A 21,467-nucleotide genomic window follows, 5' to 3' on the forward strand; every position below is an offset into this window, starting at 1 on the left:
AGATGTGAAAGATTATACTTGCAATGGCACATGTGTTAGGAATAAAAGATGTCAGGACATACGAACAATACTGAAAATATAGCCTTAAATGGGGCGCAACATTCACAAGCAGAAGCTTGGTATATCGAAGTCCTCAAATTAGAACAACAAGGCTTTGCACAAACTGAACAAGATGCTCAGGCACGTGTGGATTTGTTGGTCAATGCATCGAATCAAGACTTTGCGCCCGCAAGTACCTTGTTAGGTCAGTGGCATGTCTTGGGACGTTATTTAAACCAAAGTATTCCTTCCGCCATTCTTTTTTTTCAACATGCCGCAAAGCTTAATCATGGTTTAGCACATTTAGAGCTCGCTTATCTTGGATTGAACCATGCAAGCGATCAGTTGACTCAGGCACAAGCATTGATGCACTTGCAACAAGCTGTCCAATTGAACCATCCAGAGGCAATTTTTGTCTATGCACAACAACAACTTGCACAAGATCCGCAAACTGCTTACCAATTGCTTTTAGACAATTATTTAAAAAACCAGCATCAAAATAGTTTGAAGTTTTGTGTCGAGTTTTCTGGATTTGACCCGATCAAAGTACAAAATGAATTACTCAAAATTGCTGAAAAAGATCATTTTGCCTGTGCCTTATTGGCATTTAGTTATTTCACGCAGCACAATCTAGATGCTGCTTTCAAATATGCTGAAATTGCTCAACAACACAATGACCCTTTTGGTTGTTATGTTCGTGCTTTAGTTGAGCAACAACGTGATCAAGGTGATGCCACACTTGCTCAAGAGTTTTTACTCAAAGCTGCGAAAAATGGACATATTGAGTCGGCTTACTTAGCCGCAGTAAACTTGCTCAAAAACGCTGAAAATGCCAAGACTGAACAAAAACACCAAGAATATGCCACACTGGCTGTTGAATTATTATCACATGCAGCAGTTGCTGGGCATGTACCCGCACAATATTCGCTAGCTCAATGTTTACGTTATGGTTTAGGCACTGAAAAAAATCTGGATCAAGGTGTTTCTTGGTTAGAAAGAGCAGCAATGCAAAATCATCCAGATGCACAATTTGAACTGTCTATGTTATTGCCTTTAGAACATGAACATCACTTACCCTTATTAAATGCTGCGGCTGAGAAAGGACATACACAGGCGATGCTGTGTATGTCGATTTTTGAACAGCGTCAAGACAATGCTCAAGGAGCACTAGATTGGTTAAATAAGGCAAAAGAACTCCAAGTACCACGTGCATTTTTTCTACTCGGACAAATGTATCGAGAGGGTAAATGTGTTGATGTTGATTTGAGTCTAAGTGCAGATTTATTTAAACAGGCAGCGGATCATGGTGATATAGATTCTTATTTCGAACTGTTTAAAATTTATAAAGATGGAATCGGTGTACGAAAAAATAAGAAAACAGCCAGTAAATATCTAGATTTAGCAAAAGAAAATCAGCATATTGAAGCGGCATCGATTGAGTTCTAAATCAAAGTTCAGCAGATGAATAATTTATCACAACGCACTTTTGCACATGTAGAGACATATATTCACCACACAGGTCGCTTATTTGTGGTGGGGGATATTCATGGTCACTATGATGCATTGATGCAAAAATTGGCAGATGTACGCTTTGATTTTCAAACTGATGTGCTAATTGCTATAGGGGATCTTGTTGATCGAGGTCCTGAGAGTCTGAAATGTTTGAATTTAATTGATGAGCCGTGGTTTAAAAGCATCCTCGGCAATCATGAGGAAATGTGCATTTTATCCCATGTCGATCCCCTGATGAAAAATCTGCACGCCCAACATGGGGGTGAATGGTTTTATGCTTTAAGTTTGCAACAACAAAAACAAGTGATTGAGAAGCTGGAAACATTACCTGTACTTTTAGAAGTCATACATCAAAACAAAAAATATGGTTTTGTGCATGCAGATATTGATCTTAATGATTGGGAAGCTTTTAAATTATCGACAAAAGCGAAAAGTAGAGAGTTGGCACTTTGGGGGAGAGGACGAATTAAAAATAAACGCTTTATGCGTTATTCGAATGTTAAAGGGGTTGAGCAGGTTTTTCTGGGGCATACTGTGGTTGATTATGTGACAAAGAAGCACAACTGCTATTTTCTCGATACGGGTGCTTGTTTTGGGCGTGAATTAACACTTGTTGAAATAGATTGCCAGCTTCCTATAGAAAAACAGCAACGTGTAATCAAATCTTAATCCAATAAAATTCTATGTTGTTTTAAATCAACTTCATTTTAGAATCACTCCTAATAGTAATCATCTCATTACACTTTACGACTCTATTGATTGAAATTTATTGTTATTTTGTTGAATAAGCTAGGTACATCATAAGAAAAATAGCATCAAATTTTTGAAATAAAATGCCTATATCGAAAAATAAATACATACTAAACTTAATTTTGTTAAGCGTGTCACAAAATTAGTAAAAAAGGCGATTAAAATGAAAAACTATATAAAATGGGTACTTTTGGCATTCATTGGCTTATTTTTGGTTGCATGTAAGCCGACCGCAAAATTTGAATATAGTCCTGTTGCACCAAGTACAGGCGAAATTGTCAAATTTGATGCGACGAAAAGTACGGTATATAAAGCAAAAGAAGGCAATGCAATTCGCACATATGCTTGGAATTTTGGTGATGGTACTCAGGGAACGGGTGCCACAGTTGAACATACACTTATACGCAAGTGGGGCAATATACAGTGACATTGAATGTCACCGATCTTGCGGGACAAACCAGCTCCACCACACAAAAAATAAAAGTAAAACAGGGTGCAATCACAACCAATAAAGAAGTTGCAATTCTGGTTCAAACTGTTAATGGTGCATCCATTCCTGATGCGGATGTTACCATACTAGGGCAGCGTATAAAAACGGATCAAAATGGTCGTGCAAGTTTGAACCTTATACTTCCTCAAGCGACAAAAACAGTGGTTGCTCAGTTTGAAAAAGCCGGTTTTATTGGTCAGTCCATCGTGTATGAGGTGGCAAATTTAAAAGCACTATCTGTAAATTTATTGGCGATCAAACAGGTTGTCCCTGTATCTGAAATTTCTATGGCTCAAGTGATTCAATCTCAAAATTTGGGTGCAACCATTACGATTCCTGCAAACGCTTTTGTAAAAAATAATGGTGAGTTGGCAATGGGTGCAGTAAATGTCGAATTTACGCCTTGGGATATCACCAATGCTGATCTAAATGCGATGCCTGCCAATGGCGTGGCAAAAGATGCACAAGGTAACATTGTTGATCTGATTAGCGCAGGGATGATTACCGCAACATTTAAAGATGCCAATGGTCAGGAACTACAACTTGCAAATGGGAAAACAGCAGATATTCAAATGAATTTACCTGTAAAAAGTCTCAATAACCAAGAAATGAAAGCTGGAACTGAAATTCCTATGTGGTATTTCGACGAAAGCAGTGGATTGTGGATTGAGGAAGGTAAAGGTCAAGTCATTACATCAAATCAATCTGCTACAGGTCTTGCTGTACATGCGACAGTGCGTCATTTTTCGACATGGAACTGGGATTTAAAATTTGAAAATGCGGGTTCAGTCTTTGTCCAGTGTCAATCTAGTGGAGAGGCGATTCCATGTTATGTCACGGCAAAAATCACCCTAAATGATGGTTCTGCTTTAACCAAATCAAATAGTGTTGCTAAAGAAGGCTTAACCGTAGTGAATATGCCTTCAAGCGGTACAATTTATTGGTCAGCCAAAGACCTCACAGGTACGTTGTTGGGAGAAAAAACTTCAACAACCGCAGGTAATGTGATCATTGATCTCGGAAAACCGACGACGGATCATTTTATAAAATGTGAGCTTCCTAATGGCACAGCACTGTCCTGCTCTGGAAAAATAAATGAGAAGTTTGACTTTTCTGTAGCGCAAGATGGCGGACGCTTGATCACAGGTATAAACGATTCAGATGGACAGTTGGACTGGTCAGCACAAAGCGCTTTAATTTTTGAAACCAATCAATGGGTACGTTACAAAGGTAAACAAGTTTCAGGTTTAAATGGTAATGTGAATATTGTTTTGACTGATCGTGAAGTTGTTTACAGCAGTAGTAAAGGTTTAACTTTCCCTGCCGTTTGTACCAGTTTGATTGATTCTTCAAATGGACCCATTGAACCTAATGGCAATTGGGAAGTTATGCCTGAATTAATTGGAAAGTCTTGCAATATAGAAATTACGGTATATGGCTTAGATGGTGTAGAGGAGGAAACCTTAACGTTTAATGCTATTTATGGAAAACCAGTACAAATTCAACTACCAAATCAATATTCAGGTTTTCTTGCAAGTGGAAAAGGTCCTATTGGTTATTTAAGTATTTATGCATTGATACAAGACAATGGGCAAGAATGGGTTGAGCGAATAGGTTTTGAATCTGAGCCTGATCAGAATGCCATGATCAAACTATTGATGGGTGCACCTGATTGGTAGTTTTTAAATAAAACTCATTAAAACCACCTTTCGAGGTGGTTTTTTAGATTTGCTTTCTTTTTTGGGCAGTCACTGTACAGCCAATTGAAGCACTGATAATGGTGGCTAAAGCTAACCATTGTGTCCATAACAATTGTTCACCTAAGAAAATAAACCCTGAGAATGCTGCAATTGCAGGCTCAAGACTCATCAGTGTCCCAAAACTTAAAGCGGATAAATTTCTTAAAGCAATCATTTCCAAAGAGAACGGCAAAGCACTTGCCAAAATAGCCAATGTAATAAAATAGACTAAATTCGATGGCTGAAAAATTTCAATCGGCATCCCTGAGAACAAGGCAATCGGTAATAAACACAGTGTTCCCACAAACATGCCCAAACATACGGTGTGATTTCCCGAAACACCAGAGGGACGTTGCCCTGCAACAATATAAACAGCCCAACATGCGCCAGCAGCTAAGGCAAAAGCAATTCCAACAGGATCAAGGTGATGTTGTGCTTGGTCAAAAGGAAACAATAAAACTAAGCCGAGAATTGCAAGCCCGACCCAAATAAAATCAAATTTTCGACGCGCATGGAAAAGTGCAACACTCAGTGGACCGATAAATTCAAAAGCGACAGCAATGCCTAGCGGAATACGGTGAATAGACAGATAAAATAAAGCATTCATTCCAGCAAGTGCCAAACCGTAACTGATAATAGATGACCATTTGACTTGCTTTAAATTGACCTGCCAGATTTTAAAAATGACAGCTAGAATCAAGCCACCTAAAAGCAGACGCATCGCAGAAATCGTCAATACTGGAAATTGTTCAAACAGCGTTTTGGCAAGAGCACCGCTACTTTGCACACTGATCATGGCAAAAAACAGTAAAGCGATCGCTTGTAGATGTGGTGCATTTTTTAAATTGAGCATGCTATGAAATACTTAGAATAAGGATGATATGTATTAAGAATTTGAATTTTTAACGAAGTGCAGTCTTAGAGATGATTGTACATTTGATCTGAAGTAATGACCAATAAAAAAACCACAGGAATGTTCCTGTGGTTTTTCAAGCTTAATAGCCTTAGAACAATACGCGAACGCGGATTGTACCTTCAACTTCATGAAGAGTATCAAGCGCTTCTTGAGATGCAGTTGCGTCTACATCCATTACCAAGTAACCAACGTCACCTTTAGTCATTAAAGACTGACCAGAAATGTTGATTCCATGTTCAGCGAACAGGTTGTTGATCTTAGAAAGAACACCAGGTACGTTTTTATGAATATGCAGTAAACGGTGTTTCCCTTCAGTCAATGGAAGAGCAATTTCAGGGAAGTTTACAGCAGATAAAGTCATACCTTTATCTGAGTAAGCAACAAATTTCTCTGCAACTTCTAAACCGATATTGGCTTGAGCTTCCATCGTTGATCCACCAACGTGTGGTGTAAGGATCACATTGTCTAAACCACGAAGAGTAGAAACAAATTCCTCACCATTGGCTTTCGGTTCTTTCGGGAATACATCTACTGCTGCACCAGCAATATGACCAGATTTGATCGCATCCGCTAAATCTTCAATAACAACACATGTACCACGTGCTGCATTGAGGAAGATTGAACCTTCTTTCATTTTTGCAAATTGATCTTTTGCAAAGAAATTACGTGTTGAAGGAACATCTGGAACATGTAAAGTAACCACATCAGCATTGGCAAGTAATTCATCTAAAGAACCAACTTGGCGTGCATTACCCATAGGAAGCTTGGTCACAGCATCATAATAAATCACATGCATACCCATGCTTTCAGCCAAAACTGAAAGTTGTGAACCAATTGAGCCGTAACCCACGATACCTAAAGTTTTTCCACGTGTTTCAAACGAGCCGACAGCTGACTTGTTCCAACCACCACGGTGTGTAGATGCAGATTTAGCAGGTACACCGCGAAGTAAAAGAATCGATTCTGCAAGAACAAGTTCTGCAACTGAACGAGTATTTGAATATGGTGCGTTAAATACAGGAATACCACGAATCATGGCTGCATTTAAATTCACTTGGTTTGTTCCGATACAGAAACAACCCACTGCGATCAATTTATTCGCAGCTTCAAAGATTTCTTCAGTTAATTGTGTACGGGAACGAATACCAATGAAGTGAGCATCTTTCACCGCTTCTTTCAACACTTCACCCTCAAGCGCAGTTTTACGGTAATCGATATTGGTATATCCAGCAGCATTTAATGTGTCGATCGCGTTTTGGTGAACGCCTTCTAACAACAAGAAACGAATTTTATCTTTAGGTAGTGAAAGATGTTGGCTCATTACGGCTCCGCTACAAAGGCCAAATTTAGTCGCAATATGATACCATAGACCTTGTTCTATAGATATTTTGATTGTGACACTACAGTGGATATTTTATCTACGATTTCTGATAAGCATTATTCAAAAATCAAATGAAATGCTAATGCATTGATTTTTATCATGATTGCTGATGGCTTTATATACAAAGTGTGGATAATGTGAATCAAATCTGTACTTTATCCTGAGCAGTCATCTGGGTAAAATAGTGCTGAAATCGGTGAGATTGAAGATTTAGGCTAAAAAATATGCTGAAAAATTTTCACTGACTGATTTAAAATCTCAAATGTTGTATACGACGCCTTTTATTTACTTCTTGCTAGGTCCGCAAAACGATGAATGCTCCAGTAACGATAGCACCAGAATTATTGACCCAATTGACGCAAATTGTCGGTGAAAACCGAATTAAAACCGATGCGGACAGTTTAGAAAATTGGGGTAAAGATCATACTAAGCATTTCGATCCAAAACCTTCGATTATCGTTTTTCCTTCTAGTACGGAGCAGGTGCAAGCCATTGTTCAATTGGCCAATCAATTTAATGTTGCGATCACACCATCTGGTGGGCGTACTGGATTATCGGCTGGTGCTGTTGCAGCGAATGGTGAAATTGTCGTGAGCTTCGACAAAATGAACCAGATTTTAGAGTTTTATCCTGCTGATCGTATGGTGCGTATCCAAGCTGGTGTCGTGACTGAGCAATTGCAGAATTATGCTGAAGAACAGGGTATGTATTATCCCGTTGATTTTGCTTCTGCAGGTTCGTCTCAACTGGGTGGAAATATTGGAACCAATGCAGGTGGGATTAAAGTCATCAAGTATGGTATGACACGTAACTGGGTGCTTGGTCTGACAGTCGTGACAGGAAAAGGCGATGTATTGCGTTTAAACAAAGGCATGATCAAAAATGCTACAGGTTATGCAATGCAGCACCTATTCATTGGTGGTGAAGGTACTTTAGGTCTAGTGACTGAAGCTGAAATTAAACTTGAACGTCAACCACATGACTTACAAGTGATGGTACTGGGTGTACCTGATTTTGATGCGATCATGCCAGTATTACATGCTTTTCAAAATAAAATTGACCTCACAGCATTTGAGTTCTTTGGTGAACTTGCGATGCAAAAGGTATTAGACCGTGGTCATGTTCAACGTCCATTTGAAACTGAATGTCCATTCTATGTTTTGCTTGAGTTTGAAGCGCCGTATGAACCGATTATGGATGCGGCGATGGAAATTTTTGAACACTGTATGGAACAAGGTTGGGTACTTGATGGCGTGATGAGCCAAAGTCTCGAACAAGTGCAAAGCTTATGGCGCTTACGTGAAGACATTTCAGAAACGATTGCACCATTTACCCCTTATAAAAATGATATTTCTGTACTGATTACGCATGTTCCTGCGTTTATTAAGGAAATAGATACGATTGTTGCGGAGAATTATCCAGACTTTGAAATTTGCTGGTTCGGGCACATTGGTGACGGCAACCTGCATTTAAATATTTTAAAACCTGCAAATTTGTCGAAAGATGAATTCTTTGCAAAGTGTCAGGTAGTCAATAAATATGTGTTTGAAACAGTGAAGAAATATGATGGTTCGATTTCTGCTGAGCATGGTGTGGGCATGACCAAAAAGCCTTATCTTGATTACACCCGTACTGCTGAAGAAATTGAATACATGAAGGCTTTAAAGAAAGTATTTGATCCAAATGGGATTATGAACCCGGGTAAACTCTTTGATCTTTAAAAGTTTGAACCAAAAACGCTCCTCAGGGAGCGTTTTTTATGGACACACAAAAATAAAAATAAATTTACAGTGTTGTGGTTATTTGTCGTTAAAAATTTGTTATGTTTGTAGCGCTTAAACATTGATAAGAAACTGAAAATGATGCTGATTGATAATATTTTAATTTCTAAACAAAGTTTAGAAAGTGATGATCATTATGATGTGATTATGTCCAATATCGATACATTAAATGGATTATTTGAACACTATATCGAATACGATGAAGTGTCAGCTGAAGCGCTATATAGCTATTTTGTGGATTATTATCTCGCCCAAGTCAATAACGGTGGATTCTCTCAATTTGTGTATAACACGGGGTGGGATGCATTTATGGTGAAGCATGTTCGTGATGGTTTAAAAGCCATGAATGCCACTCAACATTTAGCTTTATTTGAACAAAGCGCTAATTTGATTGAACAATTTTCTGATGAGCAATTTGAACAGTTTTTAGAGGGTGAATATTTTGGTGAGAACCAGCAACGTGATGTACTCAATAGCTTTGATGATAAATTCTTTGCATTGAATGAAAGTGAAGATCTGATTGAAATCAATAGCCAATGGTTAAGACAGCATCCAAAGTTACGAGCAGTGGATGAAGTTGAAATATTGACGGTTATTGAACAAGTTTCAGCGAAGATTCCAAATCTGGAACAGCGGAAACAACAGGCAGCTGAAAATCAACCCCGTTATTTTAAAATTATTGAAGAATTATGTCAGCAGCTTGGTCAAGAGCTGGATCGTATTACTATCGGTGATCCATCGCATCAATATAATGGACAAGAGATTGTCGCTTGGCATTTTCTAACGGAACAAGGGCATTTCTATATGCTGGATTTAGGTGATCAAGCATTGATGTTTGATGATCAAGATCAACAAGTCATTGCTCTCGATATTGCTCATATTGCAGATGAGTCATAAAGTCACAGTTTTTAAATAGTGTAAGTTGAATGTGCATAGCATCATAAAGCGATGCTTTGAGTTTTAAGGATAACCAGAATGAACCGTTTGAGTTTAATTTCAGTATTTTGTTTAGTGACTCTGTCGGGTTGTGCAACAACACAAAATTTAATCAATAAAGTGGGTGGTTCTGAAACGCCATTGAGCCAAGTTTTAAATGAGCGTCCTGATCTGCGCAAAGATTTAGCGACTGTTGAATTACGTCAATATTTTAACCGTGTTGAATCGCCAACAGTCGCTGAGGTGAAATTGACTGAAACGGGTTTGATGGATGATTCAGTTCGTTCAATTCGTACGGTATATAGCTTTAAAAATGTAGATGGTCAGTGGAAACGCATAGACGTACAAAAGGAATATCAGTGTTTACGTGGTAAAAATACCAAGACATTCCAAAAGGCAAAATGTCCTTAATCAATGATTTACCGGGAATTATAGATTTGAAAAATTAAGCATAGAGAACAACGAAATGGCAAAAACGAGAGTTGGAATAATTTTTGGTGGAAAATCATCAGAGCATCGCGTGTCACTACAGTCAGCACAAAACATCGTGGATGCAATAGATCGGCAAAAGTTTGATCTTAGTTTGATTGGGATAGATCAAGATGGTACTTGGCGTATTTTAGATGCTACACATTATTTAGAATATGGTCACGATCCTAAATTAATTTCTCTTGCCGCACGTGAACAGCAAGATCATTTACAGTCTAAGCCACCTCAAATTTTTGAAATTGAAAATGCACAAGGATTAGCGCCCCTTGATGTTATTTTTCCAATTATTCATGGGACCTTAGGTGAAGATGGTGCATTACAAGGCATGCTTAAAATTTTAGATCTACCATTTGTGGGCTCAGATGTTTTAAGTTCTGCAATTTGTATGGATAAAGATGTTACCAAGCGTTTATTACAAGGTTCTGGTATTGCTGTTGCACCATTTCTAACGATTCATGCTTATGACCTAAATGAGGTAAGTTTCGATGAGGTTCAAACTACTTTAGGTCTTCCTGTATTCGTAAAACCTGCAAATCAAGGTTCTTCCGTCGGGGTGAGTAAAGTTGAAAATGAACAGGAATTTATTGCTGCTTTAGAAAATGCATTTCAATATGACAGCAAAGTATTGATCGAAAAATTTATCAAAGGTCGTGAAATTGAGTGCGGGGTTTTGGGAAATTATTATCCAAGAGCCAGTGTTTGCGGTGAGGTAGTTGTAAAGTCTAGTTTTTATTCTTATGAAGCAAAATATATAGATAATCAATCTTCTGCAGTCGTGATTCCTGCTCCAATTTCAAATGAGCAAAGTAATAAGATCCGTGAGATTTCGATTAAAGCTTTTAAAGTTCTGGGTTGTTTTGGACTTGCACGTGTCGATTTTTTCTTGACTGAAAATGGTGATATTTTTCTGAATGAAGTAAATACTTTGCCAGGGTTTACCAATAACAGTATGTATCCAAAGCTTTGGGAAGCAAGCGGGATCACTTATTCTGAATTAATTACTCAACTCATAGAATTGGCTTTAGAGCGTCATGAAAATTTATTAAGAAATCCAAAATTGGTGTCCAAAGGATAGCTGTTTTTCGCTATTCATATGTTTTATTGAAGAATGGATAAGACATTTGCTTGAGAACGCACCAGATATGATGCGTTTTTAGAATATCAATAGAATCAATTAACGAGAGTGAATTTTTGCTCCCTTGTCTGAGTGATAGTTTGAGCTTAATCAGGCTTCAGCATGCTTAATCAATTCGATAAAAATAGGTATTCAAAAACTAAAGAAAATTCAAAATTCATTGAAATTAATGATATAAAACTTATAGATTACCAAAAATGTGAACACAATGAACATCCAACAAGAAATTCAAAACTTATTCCAAAATCGAGATGAACATCCACTATTTTATATCGAAAGTGGTAGTCGATTATGGGGCATGGCAAGTCCAGACAGCGATTACGATGTGCGTGGTTTCCATTTACCTTCTAAAGCTCAATATTATGATTATCGTCAACATCGTGACTTAATCGAAATCATGGATGGTGATTTTGACTTTGTTTCATTTGATTAAAATAAGATGTTTGGACTTTTGGCAAAGAGTAATCCTACAGTACTTGAATGGGTACGAGCGCATATTGTCTATTTTAATCAATTTCCTGAGTGGGAAAGCTTTAGAGCAGGTTTGCTGGAACGAATAGACTATAAAGCGCTGTATTATCATTACTTATCGCTAGCTAAAGGCGGTATGCAAGTCATGCAAACGGCAGATAATTTTACTTATAAAAAAGTGTTTTATTCGATTCGTGGTTTGATGTCCGCAGAACTTGCAACACAACAGATTATGCCTGAACTCCAGATCACACAGTTGTTCGATCAAATTGATGCCAATGACCCACTTCGTCATTGGGCAGAGGATTATTTAGAAATCAAAAAACAGCAAAAAGAAAAAGCGCAATTACCGGTGATTGAACAAGTGCAGATCTTAAAATTATTGGAAGATAAGATTGAAGCTTTAAATTTAAGGGCAATTGAACCGACCAATGATATTGAAAAATTAAAGCAATATCTCACAGCATATAGCTTTAATTTAAAACAGCATTTTTACGGTTAATGCGTTTAACTATTAGAGAAGATCGACAGTATGAAAACCCTCGCCTTTATCCATCGTAATGATACGCGTTTTGCGATAGGGGATTTTTATCCTGTACTTTCTGTATTTTCACACTATGAATTAGGCAATACCGTCTCTCCCTTTCTGTTACTTGATCACTTGGGACCTGGAGTTTTAAAACCGACCAATTTACGCAAAGGCGTGAGTGAACATCCACATCGAGGTTTTGAAACCGTCACGCTGATTTTTGCTGGAGAACTCGAACATCGAGATTCATCGGGTGGCGGAGGGATCGTTTCTGCAGGCGATGTGCAATGGATGACGGCTGCTTCAGGAGTCCAACATAAAGAAGTGTTTAGTGAGGCATTCTCAAAAACAGGGGGGTATTTTGAAATGGTACAGTTGTGGGTGAATTTGCCTGCCAAAGATAAAATGAATCCACCCCGTTATCAAAGTCTGCGCAAAGCGGATATTCCAGTGATTGAACTTAGCCATTCCGCAGGAACAGTCAGGGTCATTGCTGGGCATTATGGAAATGCCCAAGGACCAGCCAAAACGCATTCGCCACTCCAAGTTTTAGACATCGAAGTCCAGCCAGGGCATCGTGTGGTTCTACCTGCGAATATTGGCGACACCACTATGATTTATTTAAGAACTGGTAAAGTTCAATTTCAGCCTGAAGATGAAATTCTCGAAGAACAAGGCTTGGCTGTGATGTCGAGTTTAGGGCAGGATATTGAGATCACCGCTTTACAGTATTGCAAGTTATTGTTGCTGACAGGCAAACCACTTCAAGAGCCGATCAATGGTCATGGTCCATTTGTAATGAACAGCTATGATCAAATTCTTGAAGCATATGATGATATTAAAAATGGTACATTCATCAAGTTTAAGGTATTAGATGATCAATGACAGCAAGCTCAACGTATAATTTACTGTAAAGTGTTAAATGCCAGTTTGTGGTTTATTTTTTAAACCAATCAGACCTTTGATCAGCAATGCAATTCCAATTCCCACACATAGACCCATCAGGAATTTGCCGAATATACCTAAACCAAGTTCTTTTTGATTGGCTGAGCTAATTGCTTTCGCTGTATCTTCTGCTGAGCCTGTCGCATTGGCTTGAGCGTCCATCATGGCAACAAAACCTGTATCCGTTTTACAGCTTGAGATAATTGAGCCAGAGTTTTCACCATATTTTTTTTGCACTAATTCTTCACATCTGGCTTGATCAGAAGCACTGATATGGGATCCGGAACTCATAAAATAAAGCCCACCACCGACCAGAAGTAAAATCATGCCGATGATGATCAATGAAACTGGATTTTTATTTTTCATTTAATTTATTCATATAGATTTATGTGACATTTAGAGTAGCCTAAGAATATTAAATGTTCAACTTCCTCTCGAAAAATGTCTGTGTTACACTACAAAAACTCAACCCTGTGTGTACATTCTATAAACTTTTTTATAGTAGGGTTCAGTTATAAATCTCACAAATTTGCTGCAAGCATTACTTTTTTACCTATTGAATTAGACATCTTGTGAATGCGGTGTTGACCCCTTATTCAACGTAAATTCCACAACTTAATATTTAAATTTCAGTGCTTGTCATTGGGATGACGCTTATCTTTAGAAAAATAGTGTCACTCCAGCAAGCCTATAATGATATGTAGAAAACAATGCAAAATTCTGTGCAACAAGAACACACTGCAAGTTTGAGTCGCGCTACGCTCATGTTTCCATTGGCGTTGGTGCTTTTTGAGTTTTCAGTGTATATCGGAAATGATTTGGTTCAGCCTGCTATGCTCGCGATTACCAAGGAATTTGGCGTAAGTAGTGCATGGGCACCGTCGTCGATGTCCTTTTATCTGCTTGGTGGTGCATGTGTCGCAGGCTTATTGGGGCCATTATCTGACCGATTAGGACGAAAAAAAGTCTTATTGGCTGGTGTGGCATTCTTTGTTATCACCTGCTTATTGATCTTACTGACACATCATATTGAAAGTTTTCTCGCTTTGAGATTTTTACAAGGCTTTGGTTTATCCGTGATTGCAGCGGTTGGTTATGCTGCAATTCAGGAAACTTTTGAAGAACGTGATGCAATTAAAGTCATGGCACTCATGGCTAACATTTCTCTACTGGCGCCGTTAATTGGACCTGTCGTAGGTGCTTTCCTGATTGATCATGTATCGTGGCATTGGGGCTTTATTGGCATTGCATTTTTAGCCTTTCTGAGTTGGTTTGGTTTAAAGGCTAAAATGCCAGCGCGTCGCATCAGTATTCCAAAACACCCCTTGAGTTATATTTGGGATGACTATAAGAAAGTCTTTAAGAATAAGACCTTTATGGGAATGACTTTAGGTCTGCCTATGGTGGCGATGCCTTTAATGCTGTGGATTGCTCTGTCCCCAGTGATGTTGGTTGAAGAACTAGGGCTGACGAGTCTGCAATATGGATTAGCGCAGTTTCCTGTATTGGGCGGGCTGATCTTAGGTAATATTGTGCTGATTCGAGTGATTGATCGTTTGGCGCTTGGAAAAACAGTGTTAATTGGCTTGCCATTGATGCTTTTGGGCACTGTGATTGTGTTCGCAGGTGTGATCTGGCGCGAATATTTTTTATATTGCGTCATTTTAGGCATGACCTTGGTGAGTTTTGGTGAAGGGATCAGTTTCTCCGTGCTGTATCGTTTTGCCTTGATGTCTTCAGAGGTTTCTAAAGGTACAGTTGCCGCTGCTGTTTCAGTCTTGATGATGTTTACCTTTTTCTTTGTCATTGAACTGATACGAATTTTATATGAGCACTTCCATCTCTGGGCGTATGCTTTGTCATGTTTTGCATTGATTGCTTTATGGTTCACAATTCCACGTGGGTTATTAAAAGCAATTATGAAACAACGTCAGGTAGACGGTATTTTTTAAAATTCAAAAAGCTCCCTTTCCTAAAGGAAAGGGAGCTTTAAAACTGTGTACCTAATGGAGATTAAGAAGATTGCGCTTGCTTTAATTTATGATCAAAGACAAAGGGTCCAAAAGGTAAAATTGAAGCGATTAAGCCTAAAATAAACATTTTGAGTGACCATTTTTGCTTTTGACAAACAATAAATAGAACGGCAAGAAAGGCAATAAAGAGTAAGCCGTGTCCCATACCAACGTATTTCACATAGATTGGGTTATCCCAAATATATTTGAGCGGCATTGCAATAAACAGCAGGAGAAGAAAGGAAATCCCTTCAAGAAAACCAACAAGACGTAAAGTTTTGATATTCATGGTCACTTAGTCAAATGAGAATGAATCTTGAGTCTAACCGAATTGTGTTCAAAAGTTGAATATATTTATCACTCTCATCAGTTCCATTAAGTGATGTTATTCAGTGTAAAAAATGACCTCGATCATGTTGTTAAAATATCACAATCGAAAGTCATTATTACACATCAGTTTTTTATGATTTATTGAAAAGTATGCAGAATTGGGATTGCATTAAATCTTTAAGCATTCTCGATTTCAATGTTTGTTGATTACTGTGCGGCTTCAAGTGCAGCTTCTTGTTGCTGTTGTTCAAACTCGGAGATATAAACGCAACCCAGATAAGTTTTATTTTCTCCTTCATTGATAACAGGATTGGATTCAGCAAGGGTCAGTTTTCGAACAGACTTTTCAGCGTCTTTGGTCGCAGGATCAGTTTTTACAATTTTTTCGCCTGAAAAATACGGCATATCTTTAAAAAATCGATTTTGAGAAATTTTAAATTTTTCAGCAAGTTCTTTGGTATTGGCATTTTTAAATACAGCCAACATGCCACCAGCAACCAAACTAATTTCATGGCTTGTTTGACCAAAGACTTTGATGGGTTCTTTACTCACATATGAATAATCTTCCCCTTGTTTGATCCAACCATTCTTTTTTAGATTGTCTTCAAACTCAAAACCTAGACCATAATAATCACTGAGCGTTTTCTTACATTCTAAAAATTGCTCTAAGTTTTGATTAAATTGAGTATCTGCATAACTAGATGTCATGGCACCTAGCGTGAATAAAGCGGCGAATAATTTTAAATGCTGTTTAAGTTTCATTTGAACCCTCTCAAATCATGTCGTCATTTCTATTTAATTTCTAATCCAAGTAAAGTTGTTTTAAGTCTTAACAACTCAGGTAAGGTTTCCAATAATAAACTGATTTGTTTTAAGGCTAATAGTAAATCATCTGATAAATTGTCTTGATCACTTAAACTTTGTATTTCTGCCAATTTCTGGTCAATCGCAGCCTCATTTAAAGGGGCTTGATTGAGTAAAGCCTCATTCAAGGTGTGTTTACACCAAAGCATTAAATCTAAAATTTGTTGATCATGTACCTGTTCACGATGGCTGCCGAGAGCAGATACATAACTGAGTTGACTATGACTATAGACCAAGTACCTAAATGCATGATGAATTAAATCTTGATTGGGATTGGGTTCGGCACTAAGGCTGGAAATCATGGTGGATAATTCAATTTGCGCATTGTGGGCTGCACGACGGGCTTTACGATAATCAATACTGTTTGTGCGTCCTTGTTGATATTGTTCTACCACAGCATCGAAATAATCTAGGGTTGCTTTACTGCTCTTTAGAATATTGTTGGAAATATTTCGGAAATTCCAATCCGGCCAAATAAAGCTGACAGCAAACCATGCGATTAAACAGCCTAAAAGTGTATCTATGATGCGCGGTAAAATGATGGCATAGCCTGCACCTTTAAGATTAAAAATCAACAAGACCATCAGGGTTGCCATTAATGTCGCCATGGCATATTTTTTGGAACGCAAATAGAAAAAATACACCCCAAAAATAATGGTAAGTACCAACTGACCTTCAATACTGGGTACAAAATATAAGATTGGAATTCCTAAAATGACACCTAAAACAGTGCCCAAGGTTCGCATTTTTAAACGGCTTTTCGTGGCAAAGTAGCTGATTTGACAGACAAATAAGCTGGTCAATAAAATCCAGTAACCATTTTTGGCAAAAGGCAATAAAGACATGGCATAGCCCACAGCGAACACAAAACCAATCCGGACAGCATGACGAAACAGGGCTGACTTTGGGGTTAAATGTTGTTTGATCTTGAGCCAAAGATCTTGTATGCCGTGGATATCATCATCCAATAAATTTAAATTATCCCGGTGTTGACTGTAGCTTTGTTGATAATTGACCTGTTCAATACTGAGGTTGGTGAACTGGTCTTGAACATTTTTTAAATTTCTTAAAACCAAAACTAAGTTTTTTACTTCTAAATTATGTGGATTTTGTTGAATCCAATTATGCATGGAACTTTCTAAATGTGCTAAGACCGTACTATGGTCTGCATGAACTGTAAAAGTATGACGTTTTAAAATAGACTCAGCGAGCTTTTGACAATGCTGTGCTTGTAAACGTACATTCTTTTGAATTCGATAAATTAAATCGGTACGGCTAAAGTTCTGTTGGATCCTTTCATAATGTAGATAATTGGATGTGGCTTGTTCATGGATATCTTGGGCGAGAAAATATAAATTCAGCCAATAAATGGTATTTTTATTGGCGCGTGAGGCTTTCAAACGAGTCAGTAATGATGCTTTGGTGGTATTTAAGCTGTGTACCACAACACTATTTTTTAATGAAAGATCATATAAAAGTTGTTCAACATTGTCTTTATTATCAGGGTCGAACAGTTTGGCTTTTGCCATGAGTAAATCGCAAAGATTATTGAAACTGTTTGATAAATTGTCCTGTACAGCTTGCGTTGGTTTAAGTAGATAAAAAATAATCGAAGTCAGACCATACCAGAGCGCTCCCATGACAAAGTAACTCGGCTGTTGATACCACTCAGAATATTCACCTAAGCCAAACATGGTATAAATTGAAAGTAACACAGTACCAAAAGAAATGGTGGCATAGCGTTGCCCCAATGCACCCATTAATATAAAAGCGGCACTGGAAAGGGATAAATAAATTAAGAATAAAAGTTTATAGGGATGTAAAAAATCTAAGATACTGCTGACGCTAAAAAATAGAACACACACCAATCCAAGATTTCTTAAACGAATACTGAGACGATCATCAAAGTCAGTCAATGCTGTTGCAATTGCTCCAAGCGTCAAAGGAACAATCAATTGCTGATAACCAAGAAAATAAAGCCCCAGCGTTGTTCCTGTGAAAACAATCAAAATCTGTAAGCAATAAATGAATGTTGAGTTTGACTTTAGATTTTGAAAGATTTGATGAACGCTATTCACAATATCGTTTCGCAGATAGGGAGTCTTTATATTTTACCCATTTAAGATACTTTCAGATGCTTTATTCGCTGTGGAAATGTAAAAATTAATAGGAAAATTCAACATTTTATATACAGATTGCCTATTACGCAGCAGATTAAAAACATCCAGAATAAATCATTGAATGCTTAAAAATATCGACAATGTCAAAAAAACAAAACACCGCAATTACACAACCGCGTTATCGTAATGCTGAGTTAACCGAACGCCGTAATTTAAAAATGGCACGTTCAATCCATGCTTATGTACGGGGCAATACTGCTAAATATTATGATTGGCTCAAACAAGCTGAAATTAGCTCCATTCCTCAAGGTCCTGCAATTTGGATTTGTGGCGATTGCCATACTGGGAACTTAGGTCCTGTTGCCAATGCTGAAGGGAAGATTGACATTGAAATTAGGGACTTGGATCAGACTGTGATTGGTAATCCAGCCAATGATTTGATTCGTTTAGGTTTATCTTTAGCAACAGCAGTACGCAGTTCAGACTTGCCGGGTGTGGTGACTGCACAAATGATTGAAGCGCTGTATGCTGGCTATATTTATGCGCTGGAACGTAGTGGTCGAACAAGTGATCAGTTACAGCGTCCTGCTTTAGTACACAGTGTGATGGAAAAAGCAGTGAAACGATCATGGAAAAGCTTAGCAAAAGAACGTTTGGAAGATGTAAAACCACAAATTACCTTGGGTAAACGATTTTGGCCGTTATTAAAAAAAGAGCAGTTGGAAATACACAATGTTTTTGCTCAACCAGATATAGAAGATTTGGTCAAAATGATTGGGCAGCGTGATGCATCAGCACAGCTCAAAGTGATTGATTCGGCATACTGGGTGAAAGGTTGCAGTTCTTTAGGCTTATTGCGCTATATTGTTTTAATGGATTCATCCAATCATATTGTCAGAGATGGTAAAGGCTTGTGTTTAATGGATTTAAAAGAAGCCACCACAGCTTTAGCACCTCGCTATTCAAATGCGCCGATGCCGAAAGACAATGCAATGCGAATTGTGGAAGGTGCACGACATTTATCCCCTTATCTGGGTGAGCGAATGCGAGCAACCAAATTTTTAGAGCGATCGATCTTTATTCGTGAGTTATTACCGCAGGATTTAAAATTAGAAATCGAGGGCATGAATCAAACTGGGGCGAGATATTTGGCGTTTTATTTGGCTTTTGTGGTAGGACGGGCACATGTTCGGCAAATGGATGATTCAACTCGAAATAGTTGGCTCAAAGAACTGCAACGAAATCAGTCTAAAACCATAGATGCTCCATTTTGGTTATGGCGCAGTATTGTGGAATTAATCAGTGTACATGAAGCGGGTTATTTGGATCACTGCCGCCGTTATGCACTTGCTCATCAAAAATAAAGTAATATGTGGATAACTGCATGGTTATCCACATATTGTAAAGCTGAATTTTCATCTTCACAGGTCTTGGATCGTAAGATTTTTAAAGCACAACATCAAATTGGCTTTAACCGAGTAGATAAAGACAGTCATTCACATTAAAAAAGCATTAGAACGTATAAGCGATACCCAAGCTCACGCTTTGAGATTTATTTGAAATACCACCACCGTTTTTAGAGCGTGTGATTTCATTGGTTTGATTTTCAATCATGATTGAGTCAGTTTTCACATGTTTATATTCATTCCATGCATACTCAGTAAATAATTTTGTATCTGGTCGAATATTATATCCCGCATTTACAATAGCTCCATAATATGTTCCATTATTGGCTTTAGTATCAAATGTAGTATCAAGTGTGTAATGATTATCACGATCTGATGCATTGACCCAATTACTATATTTCAATGTGGTATTAAGTTCAAAGTTATTGTATTCAAACTTATTGTAGATACCGATATAAGGCATTTTAAATTTTTGTTTATAACCAATGACTTTCTCATTAGGATCAAATTCACCTATATTACTTAGGGCTGATCCCTCAATATAATCCCCATCATCATCTTGTTCTGAATGATAATATGAGCCACCCATCGCTGACCATGAATACCTATTTTGCTGATAACCCAATAAAGTACCTAACTTATAATGTGGTGTATCCAGTAGATTGATATTGACATTGAAATCAAACTCATTCGCAAAGTTGAGTGGTGTACGATCATGATGAGACCAATCCGTCAGTAAATCTCTATCTGTTTCCGACATCCAGTCATAGTTATTCATCACCGATGAGTTTTTAGATAATGTACTCCAGCCTCTCGCATTAAAAGAAAACTTAGGATGGATTTGCCAATTTATTTCAGCATTGATGATATTCGCGCTGTTGGTGTCCCAAGTGAGTTCGGATGCTTTGCTTTGATCATCCATATAAACCAGTTCTTTGGCTTTGGAGTTCAGTAAAAGCCCAGAAGATAAAGATATAGAAAGATCGCTTGGTGTAAATCGACTCGACCCATTATTTTCACTTGCAAACGTGGAGTTTATACACAGCATAAGTATTGGTATTACGATCTTTTTCATTAAAATAAAAGCCTTTTTAAATGAGTTAATTATTTAATTTGCTAAAGTGCGGATTTAATTTATTTGATTTTTACTAGATTGTAAAATTAAAAATATTATTTTAATTGCAGATAATGTCTTTTTAATTTAATTGTTAAATATATTTATTTTTTAAATATCAGTGAGTTGTTTGATTGGTTTTTAAGTTGTATTTATTTTAAAAAAATTCATTTTAAATTCAAATTGGGTTAAAAATTTTTTGGTTGAAGTGTTTGGAATTTTATTTTATCGCATTGGTTTTTCTAAGTGTATGGTTGGGTAATACTTTATTAATAAAGTAAAAATGTGTTTTATTTATTATTATTAAAGCGTGACAATATTAACATTTTTATCTATTATTATTTAAATTATCTCATATTAATAAAAACCGTTTAGATTAAATTTTTATATACTTTTTGGGGAAGATCTTGAGTAGAATCTGCTATAGTCAAGCTGTTGAAAAACGCATAGAGTAAAATATAGTTTCACTTAAATAAGAGAATCAATCCGAACGTCACTCTAATCAAAA

At 37.4% G+C, this 21,467-nt stretch carries 18 protein-coding genes and 1 pseudogene; 12 read left to right on the forward strand and 7 right to left on the reverse strand.

Translation table 11 applies throughout. The features are described 5' to 3' along the window. The first annotated feature begins 48 nt into the window (after positions 1-48). From AAV97_RS03205 to AAV97_RS03215, 4 genes are all read left to right on the forward strand, one after another. Positions 49-1,485: a tetratricopeptide repeat protein gene (locus AAV97_RS03205; RefSeq protein ID WP_046759791.1), complete on the forward strand. Its 1,437-nt coding sequence runs from the start codon at positions 49-51 to the stop codon at positions 1,483-1,485. Positions 1,486-1,500: 15 nt separating this feature from the next. Continuing rightward, positions 1,501-2,220: a metallophosphoesterase gene (locus tag AAV97_RS03210; protein ID WP_046759792.1), complete on the forward strand. Its 720-nt coding sequence runs from the start codon at positions 1,501-1,503 to the stop codon at positions 2,218-2,220. 244 nt (positions 2,221-2,464) lie between these two features. Beyond that, positions 2,465-2,728 carry a PKD domain-containing protein gene (locus AAV97_RS21350; protein ID WP_228136503.1) on the forward strand — a complete coding sequence of 88 codons (264 nt, stop codon included), beginning with the start codon at positions 2,465-2,467 and terminating at the stop codon, positions 2,726-2,728. Next, positions 2,725-4,470 carry an FAM171 family protein gene (locus tag AAV97_RS03215; RefSeq protein WP_228136504.1) on the forward strand — a complete coding sequence of 582 codons (1,746 nt, stop codon included), beginning with the start codon at positions 2,725-2,727 and terminating at the stop codon, positions 4,468-4,470. The genes AAV97_RS21350 and AAV97_RS03215 overlap by 4 nt, the downstream gene beginning before the upstream one ends. 43 nt (positions 4,471-4,513) lie before the next feature. Here the strand turns inward: AAV97_RS03215 and AAV97_RS03220 are convergent, their stop codons facing one another. Further along, positions 4,514-5,383, reverse strand: coding sequence for an EamA family transporter (locus AAV97_RS03220; RefSeq protein ID WP_005035458.1), 870 nt, complete (start codon positions 5,381-5,383; stop codon positions 4,514-4,516). 151 nt (positions 5,384-5,534) lie between these two features. After that, entirely contained in the window at positions 5,535-6,767 is a 1,233-nt protein-coding gene (gene serA, locus AAV97_RS03225; RefSeq protein WP_046759793.1) for a phosphoglycerate dehydrogenase, read from the reverse strand. 371 nt (positions 6,768-7,138) lie between these two features. On the opposite strand from serA, the gene AAV97_RS03230 reads away from it, so the two are divergent. From AAV97_RS03230 to AAV97_RS03255, 6 genes and pseudogenes are all read left to right on the forward strand, one after another. Then, positions 7,139-8,548 carry an FAD-binding oxidoreductase gene (locus AAV97_RS03230; protein WP_005035462.1) on the forward strand — a complete coding sequence of 470 codons (1,410 nt, stop codon included), beginning with the start codon at positions 7,139-7,141 and terminating at the stop codon, positions 8,546-8,548. A 138-nt stretch (positions 8,549-8,686) separates the two neighbouring features. Next, on the forward strand, positions 8,687-9,505 hold the full coding sequence (locus AAV97_RS03235; protein ID WP_046759794.1) for a DMP19 family protein: 819 nt from the start codon (positions 8,687-8,689) through the stop codon (positions 9,503-9,505). A 78-nt stretch (positions 9,506-9,583) separates the two neighbouring features. Beyond that, the gene (locus AAV97_RS03240; protein WP_004826467.1) at positions 9,584-9,955 is read left to right on the forward strand and encodes a hypothetical protein; all 372 of its coding nucleotides are present in this window, start codon (positions 9,584-9,586) and stop codon (positions 9,953-9,955) included. Between the two features lie 55 nt (positions 9,956-10,010). Continuing rightward, on the forward strand, positions 10,011-11,108 hold the full coding sequence (gene ddlA / locus AAV97_RS03245; protein WP_005035467.1) for a D-alanine--D-alanine ligase: 1,098 nt from the start codon (positions 10,011-10,013) through the stop codon (positions 11,106-11,108). 268 nt (positions 11,109-11,376) lie between these two features. Continuing rightward, positions 11,377-12,141, forward strand: a pseudogene (locus tag AAV97_RS03250) (DNA polymerase beta superfamily protein). Between the two features lie 30 nt (positions 12,142-12,171). Continuing rightward, positions 12,172-13,053, forward strand: coding sequence for a pirin family protein (locus AAV97_RS03255; protein ID WP_046759795.1), 882 nt, complete (start codon positions 12,172-12,174; stop codon positions 13,051-13,053). 33 nt (positions 13,054-13,086) lie between these two features. Here AAV97_RS03255 and AAV97_RS03260 read toward each other — a convergent pair whose 3' ends face one another. Further along, positions 13,087-13,479 carry a hypothetical protein gene (locus AAV97_RS03260; protein WP_009586147.1) on the reverse strand — a complete coding sequence of 131 codons (393 nt, stop codon included), beginning with the start codon at positions 13,477-13,479 and terminating at the stop codon, positions 13,087-13,089. 344 nt (positions 13,480-13,823) lie between these two features. On the opposite strand from AAV97_RS03260, the gene AAV97_RS03265 reads away from it, so the two are divergent. After that, positions 13,824-15,065 (forward strand): MFS transporter, encoded by a 1,242-nt coding sequence (locus AAV97_RS03265; protein WP_081409717.1) that lies wholly within the window; start codon positions 13,824-13,826, stop codon positions 15,063-15,065. 61 nt (positions 15,066-15,126) lie between these two features. Here AAV97_RS03265 and AAV97_RS03270 read toward each other — a convergent pair whose 3' ends face one another. The 3 genes from AAV97_RS03270 to yccS form a co-directional block, all read right to left on the reverse strand. After that, positions 15,127-15,414: a DUF3817 domain-containing protein gene (locus AAV97_RS03270; RefSeq protein ID WP_005035475.1), complete on the reverse strand. Its 288-nt coding sequence runs from the start codon at positions 15,412-15,414 to the stop codon at positions 15,127-15,129. A 248-nt stretch (positions 15,415-15,662) separates the two neighbouring features. Next, on the reverse strand, positions 15,663-16,217 hold the full coding sequence (locus AAV97_RS03275) for a hypothetical protein (RefSeq protein WP_046759796.1): 555 nt from the start codon (positions 16,215-16,217) through the stop codon (positions 15,663-15,665). Positions 16,218-16,246: 29 nt separating this feature from the next. After that, a complete protein-coding gene (yccS, locus tag AAV97_RS03280; RefSeq protein ID WP_046759797.1) occupies positions 16,247-18,397 on the reverse strand; it encodes a YccS family putative transporter in 2,151 nt (716 codons plus the stop codon). Between the two features lie 182 nt (positions 18,398-18,579). Between yccS and AAV97_RS03285 the strand changes: the two genes are divergently transcribed. After that, positions 18,580-19,803 (forward strand): DUF2252 family protein, encoded by a 1,224-nt coding sequence (locus AAV97_RS03285; RefSeq protein WP_046759798.1) that lies wholly within the window; start codon positions 18,580-18,582, stop codon positions 19,801-19,803. Between the two features lie 148 nt (positions 19,804-19,951). Here the strand turns inward: AAV97_RS03285 and AAV97_RS03290 are convergent, their stop codons facing one another. Next, positions 19,952-20,920: an omptin family outer membrane protease gene (locus AAV97_RS03290; RefSeq protein ID WP_046759799.1), complete on the reverse strand. Its 969-nt coding sequence runs from the start codon at positions 20,918-20,920 to the stop codon at positions 19,952-19,954. Positions 20,921-21,467: the final 547 nt, after the last annotated feature.

Source organism: Acinetobacter sp. Ag2 (assembly GCF_001005515.1).
Classification (GTDB): Bacteria; Pseudomonadota; Gammaproteobacteria; order Pseudomonadales; family Moraxellaceae; genus Acinetobacter; species Acinetobacter bereziniae.

Excerpts from the sequence above, each read along its gene's own strand:
- AAV97_RS03205 (WP_046759791.1), top strand. The coding sequence starts at position 49 with ATGTCAGGACATACGAACAATACTGAAAATATAGCCTTAAATGGGGCG.
- AAV97_RS03210 (WP_046759792.1), top strand. The coding sequence starts at position 1,501 with ATGAATAATTTATCACAACGCACTTTTGCACATGTAGAGACATATATT.
- AAV97_RS21350 (WP_228136503.1), top strand. The coding sequence starts at position 2,465 with ATGAAAAACTATATAAAATGGGTACTTTTGGCATTCATTGGCTTATTT.
- AAV97_RS03220 (WP_005035458.1), bottom strand. The coding sequence starts at position 5,383 with ATGCTCAATTTAAAAAATGCACCACATCTACAAGCGATCGCTTTACTG.
- serA (WP_046759793.1), bottom strand. The coding sequence starts at position 6,767 with ATGAGCCAACATCTTTCACTACCTAAAGATAAAATTCGTTTCTTGTTG.
- AAV97_RS03230 (WP_005035462.1), top strand. The coding sequence starts at position 7,139 with ATGAATGCTCCAGTAACGATAGCACCAGAATTATTGACCCAATTGACG.
- AAV97_RS03235 (WP_046759794.1), top strand. The coding sequence starts at position 8,687 with ATGATGCTGATTGATAATATTTTAATTTCTAAACAAAGTTTAGAAAGT.
- AAV97_RS03240 (WP_004826467.1), top strand. The coding sequence starts at position 9,584 with ATGAACCGTTTGAGTTTAATTTCAGTATTTTGTTTAGTGACTCTGTCG.
- ddlA (WP_005035467.1), top strand. The coding sequence starts at position 10,011 with ATGGCAAAAACGAGAGTTGGAATAATTTTTGGTGGAAAATCATCAGAG.
- AAV97_RS03255 (WP_046759795.1), top strand. The coding sequence starts at position 12,172 with ATGAAAACCCTCGCCTTTATCCATCGTAATGATACGCGTTTTGCGATA.
- AAV97_RS03260 (WP_009586147.1), bottom strand. The coding sequence starts at position 13,479 with ATGAAAAATAAAAATCCAGTTTCATTGATCATCATCGGCATGATTTTA.
- AAV97_RS03265 (WP_081409717.1), top strand. The coding sequence starts at position 13,824 with ATGCAAAATTCTGTGCAACAAGAACACACTGCAAGTTTGAGTCGCGCT.
- AAV97_RS03270 (WP_005035475.1), bottom strand. The coding sequence starts at position 15,414 with ATGAATATCAAAACTTTACGTCTTGTTGGTTTTCTTGAAGGGATTTCC.
- AAV97_RS03275 (WP_046759796.1), bottom strand. The coding sequence starts at position 16,217 with ATGAAACTTAAACAGCATTTAAAATTATTCGCCGCTTTATTCACGCTA.
- AAV97_RS03285 (WP_046759798.1), top strand. The coding sequence starts at position 18,580 with ATGTCAAAAAAACAAAACACCGCAATTACACAACCGCGTTATCGTAAT.
- AAV97_RS03290 (WP_046759799.1), bottom strand. The coding sequence starts at position 20,920 with ATGAAAAAGATCGTAATACCAATACTTATGCTGTGTATAAACTCCACG.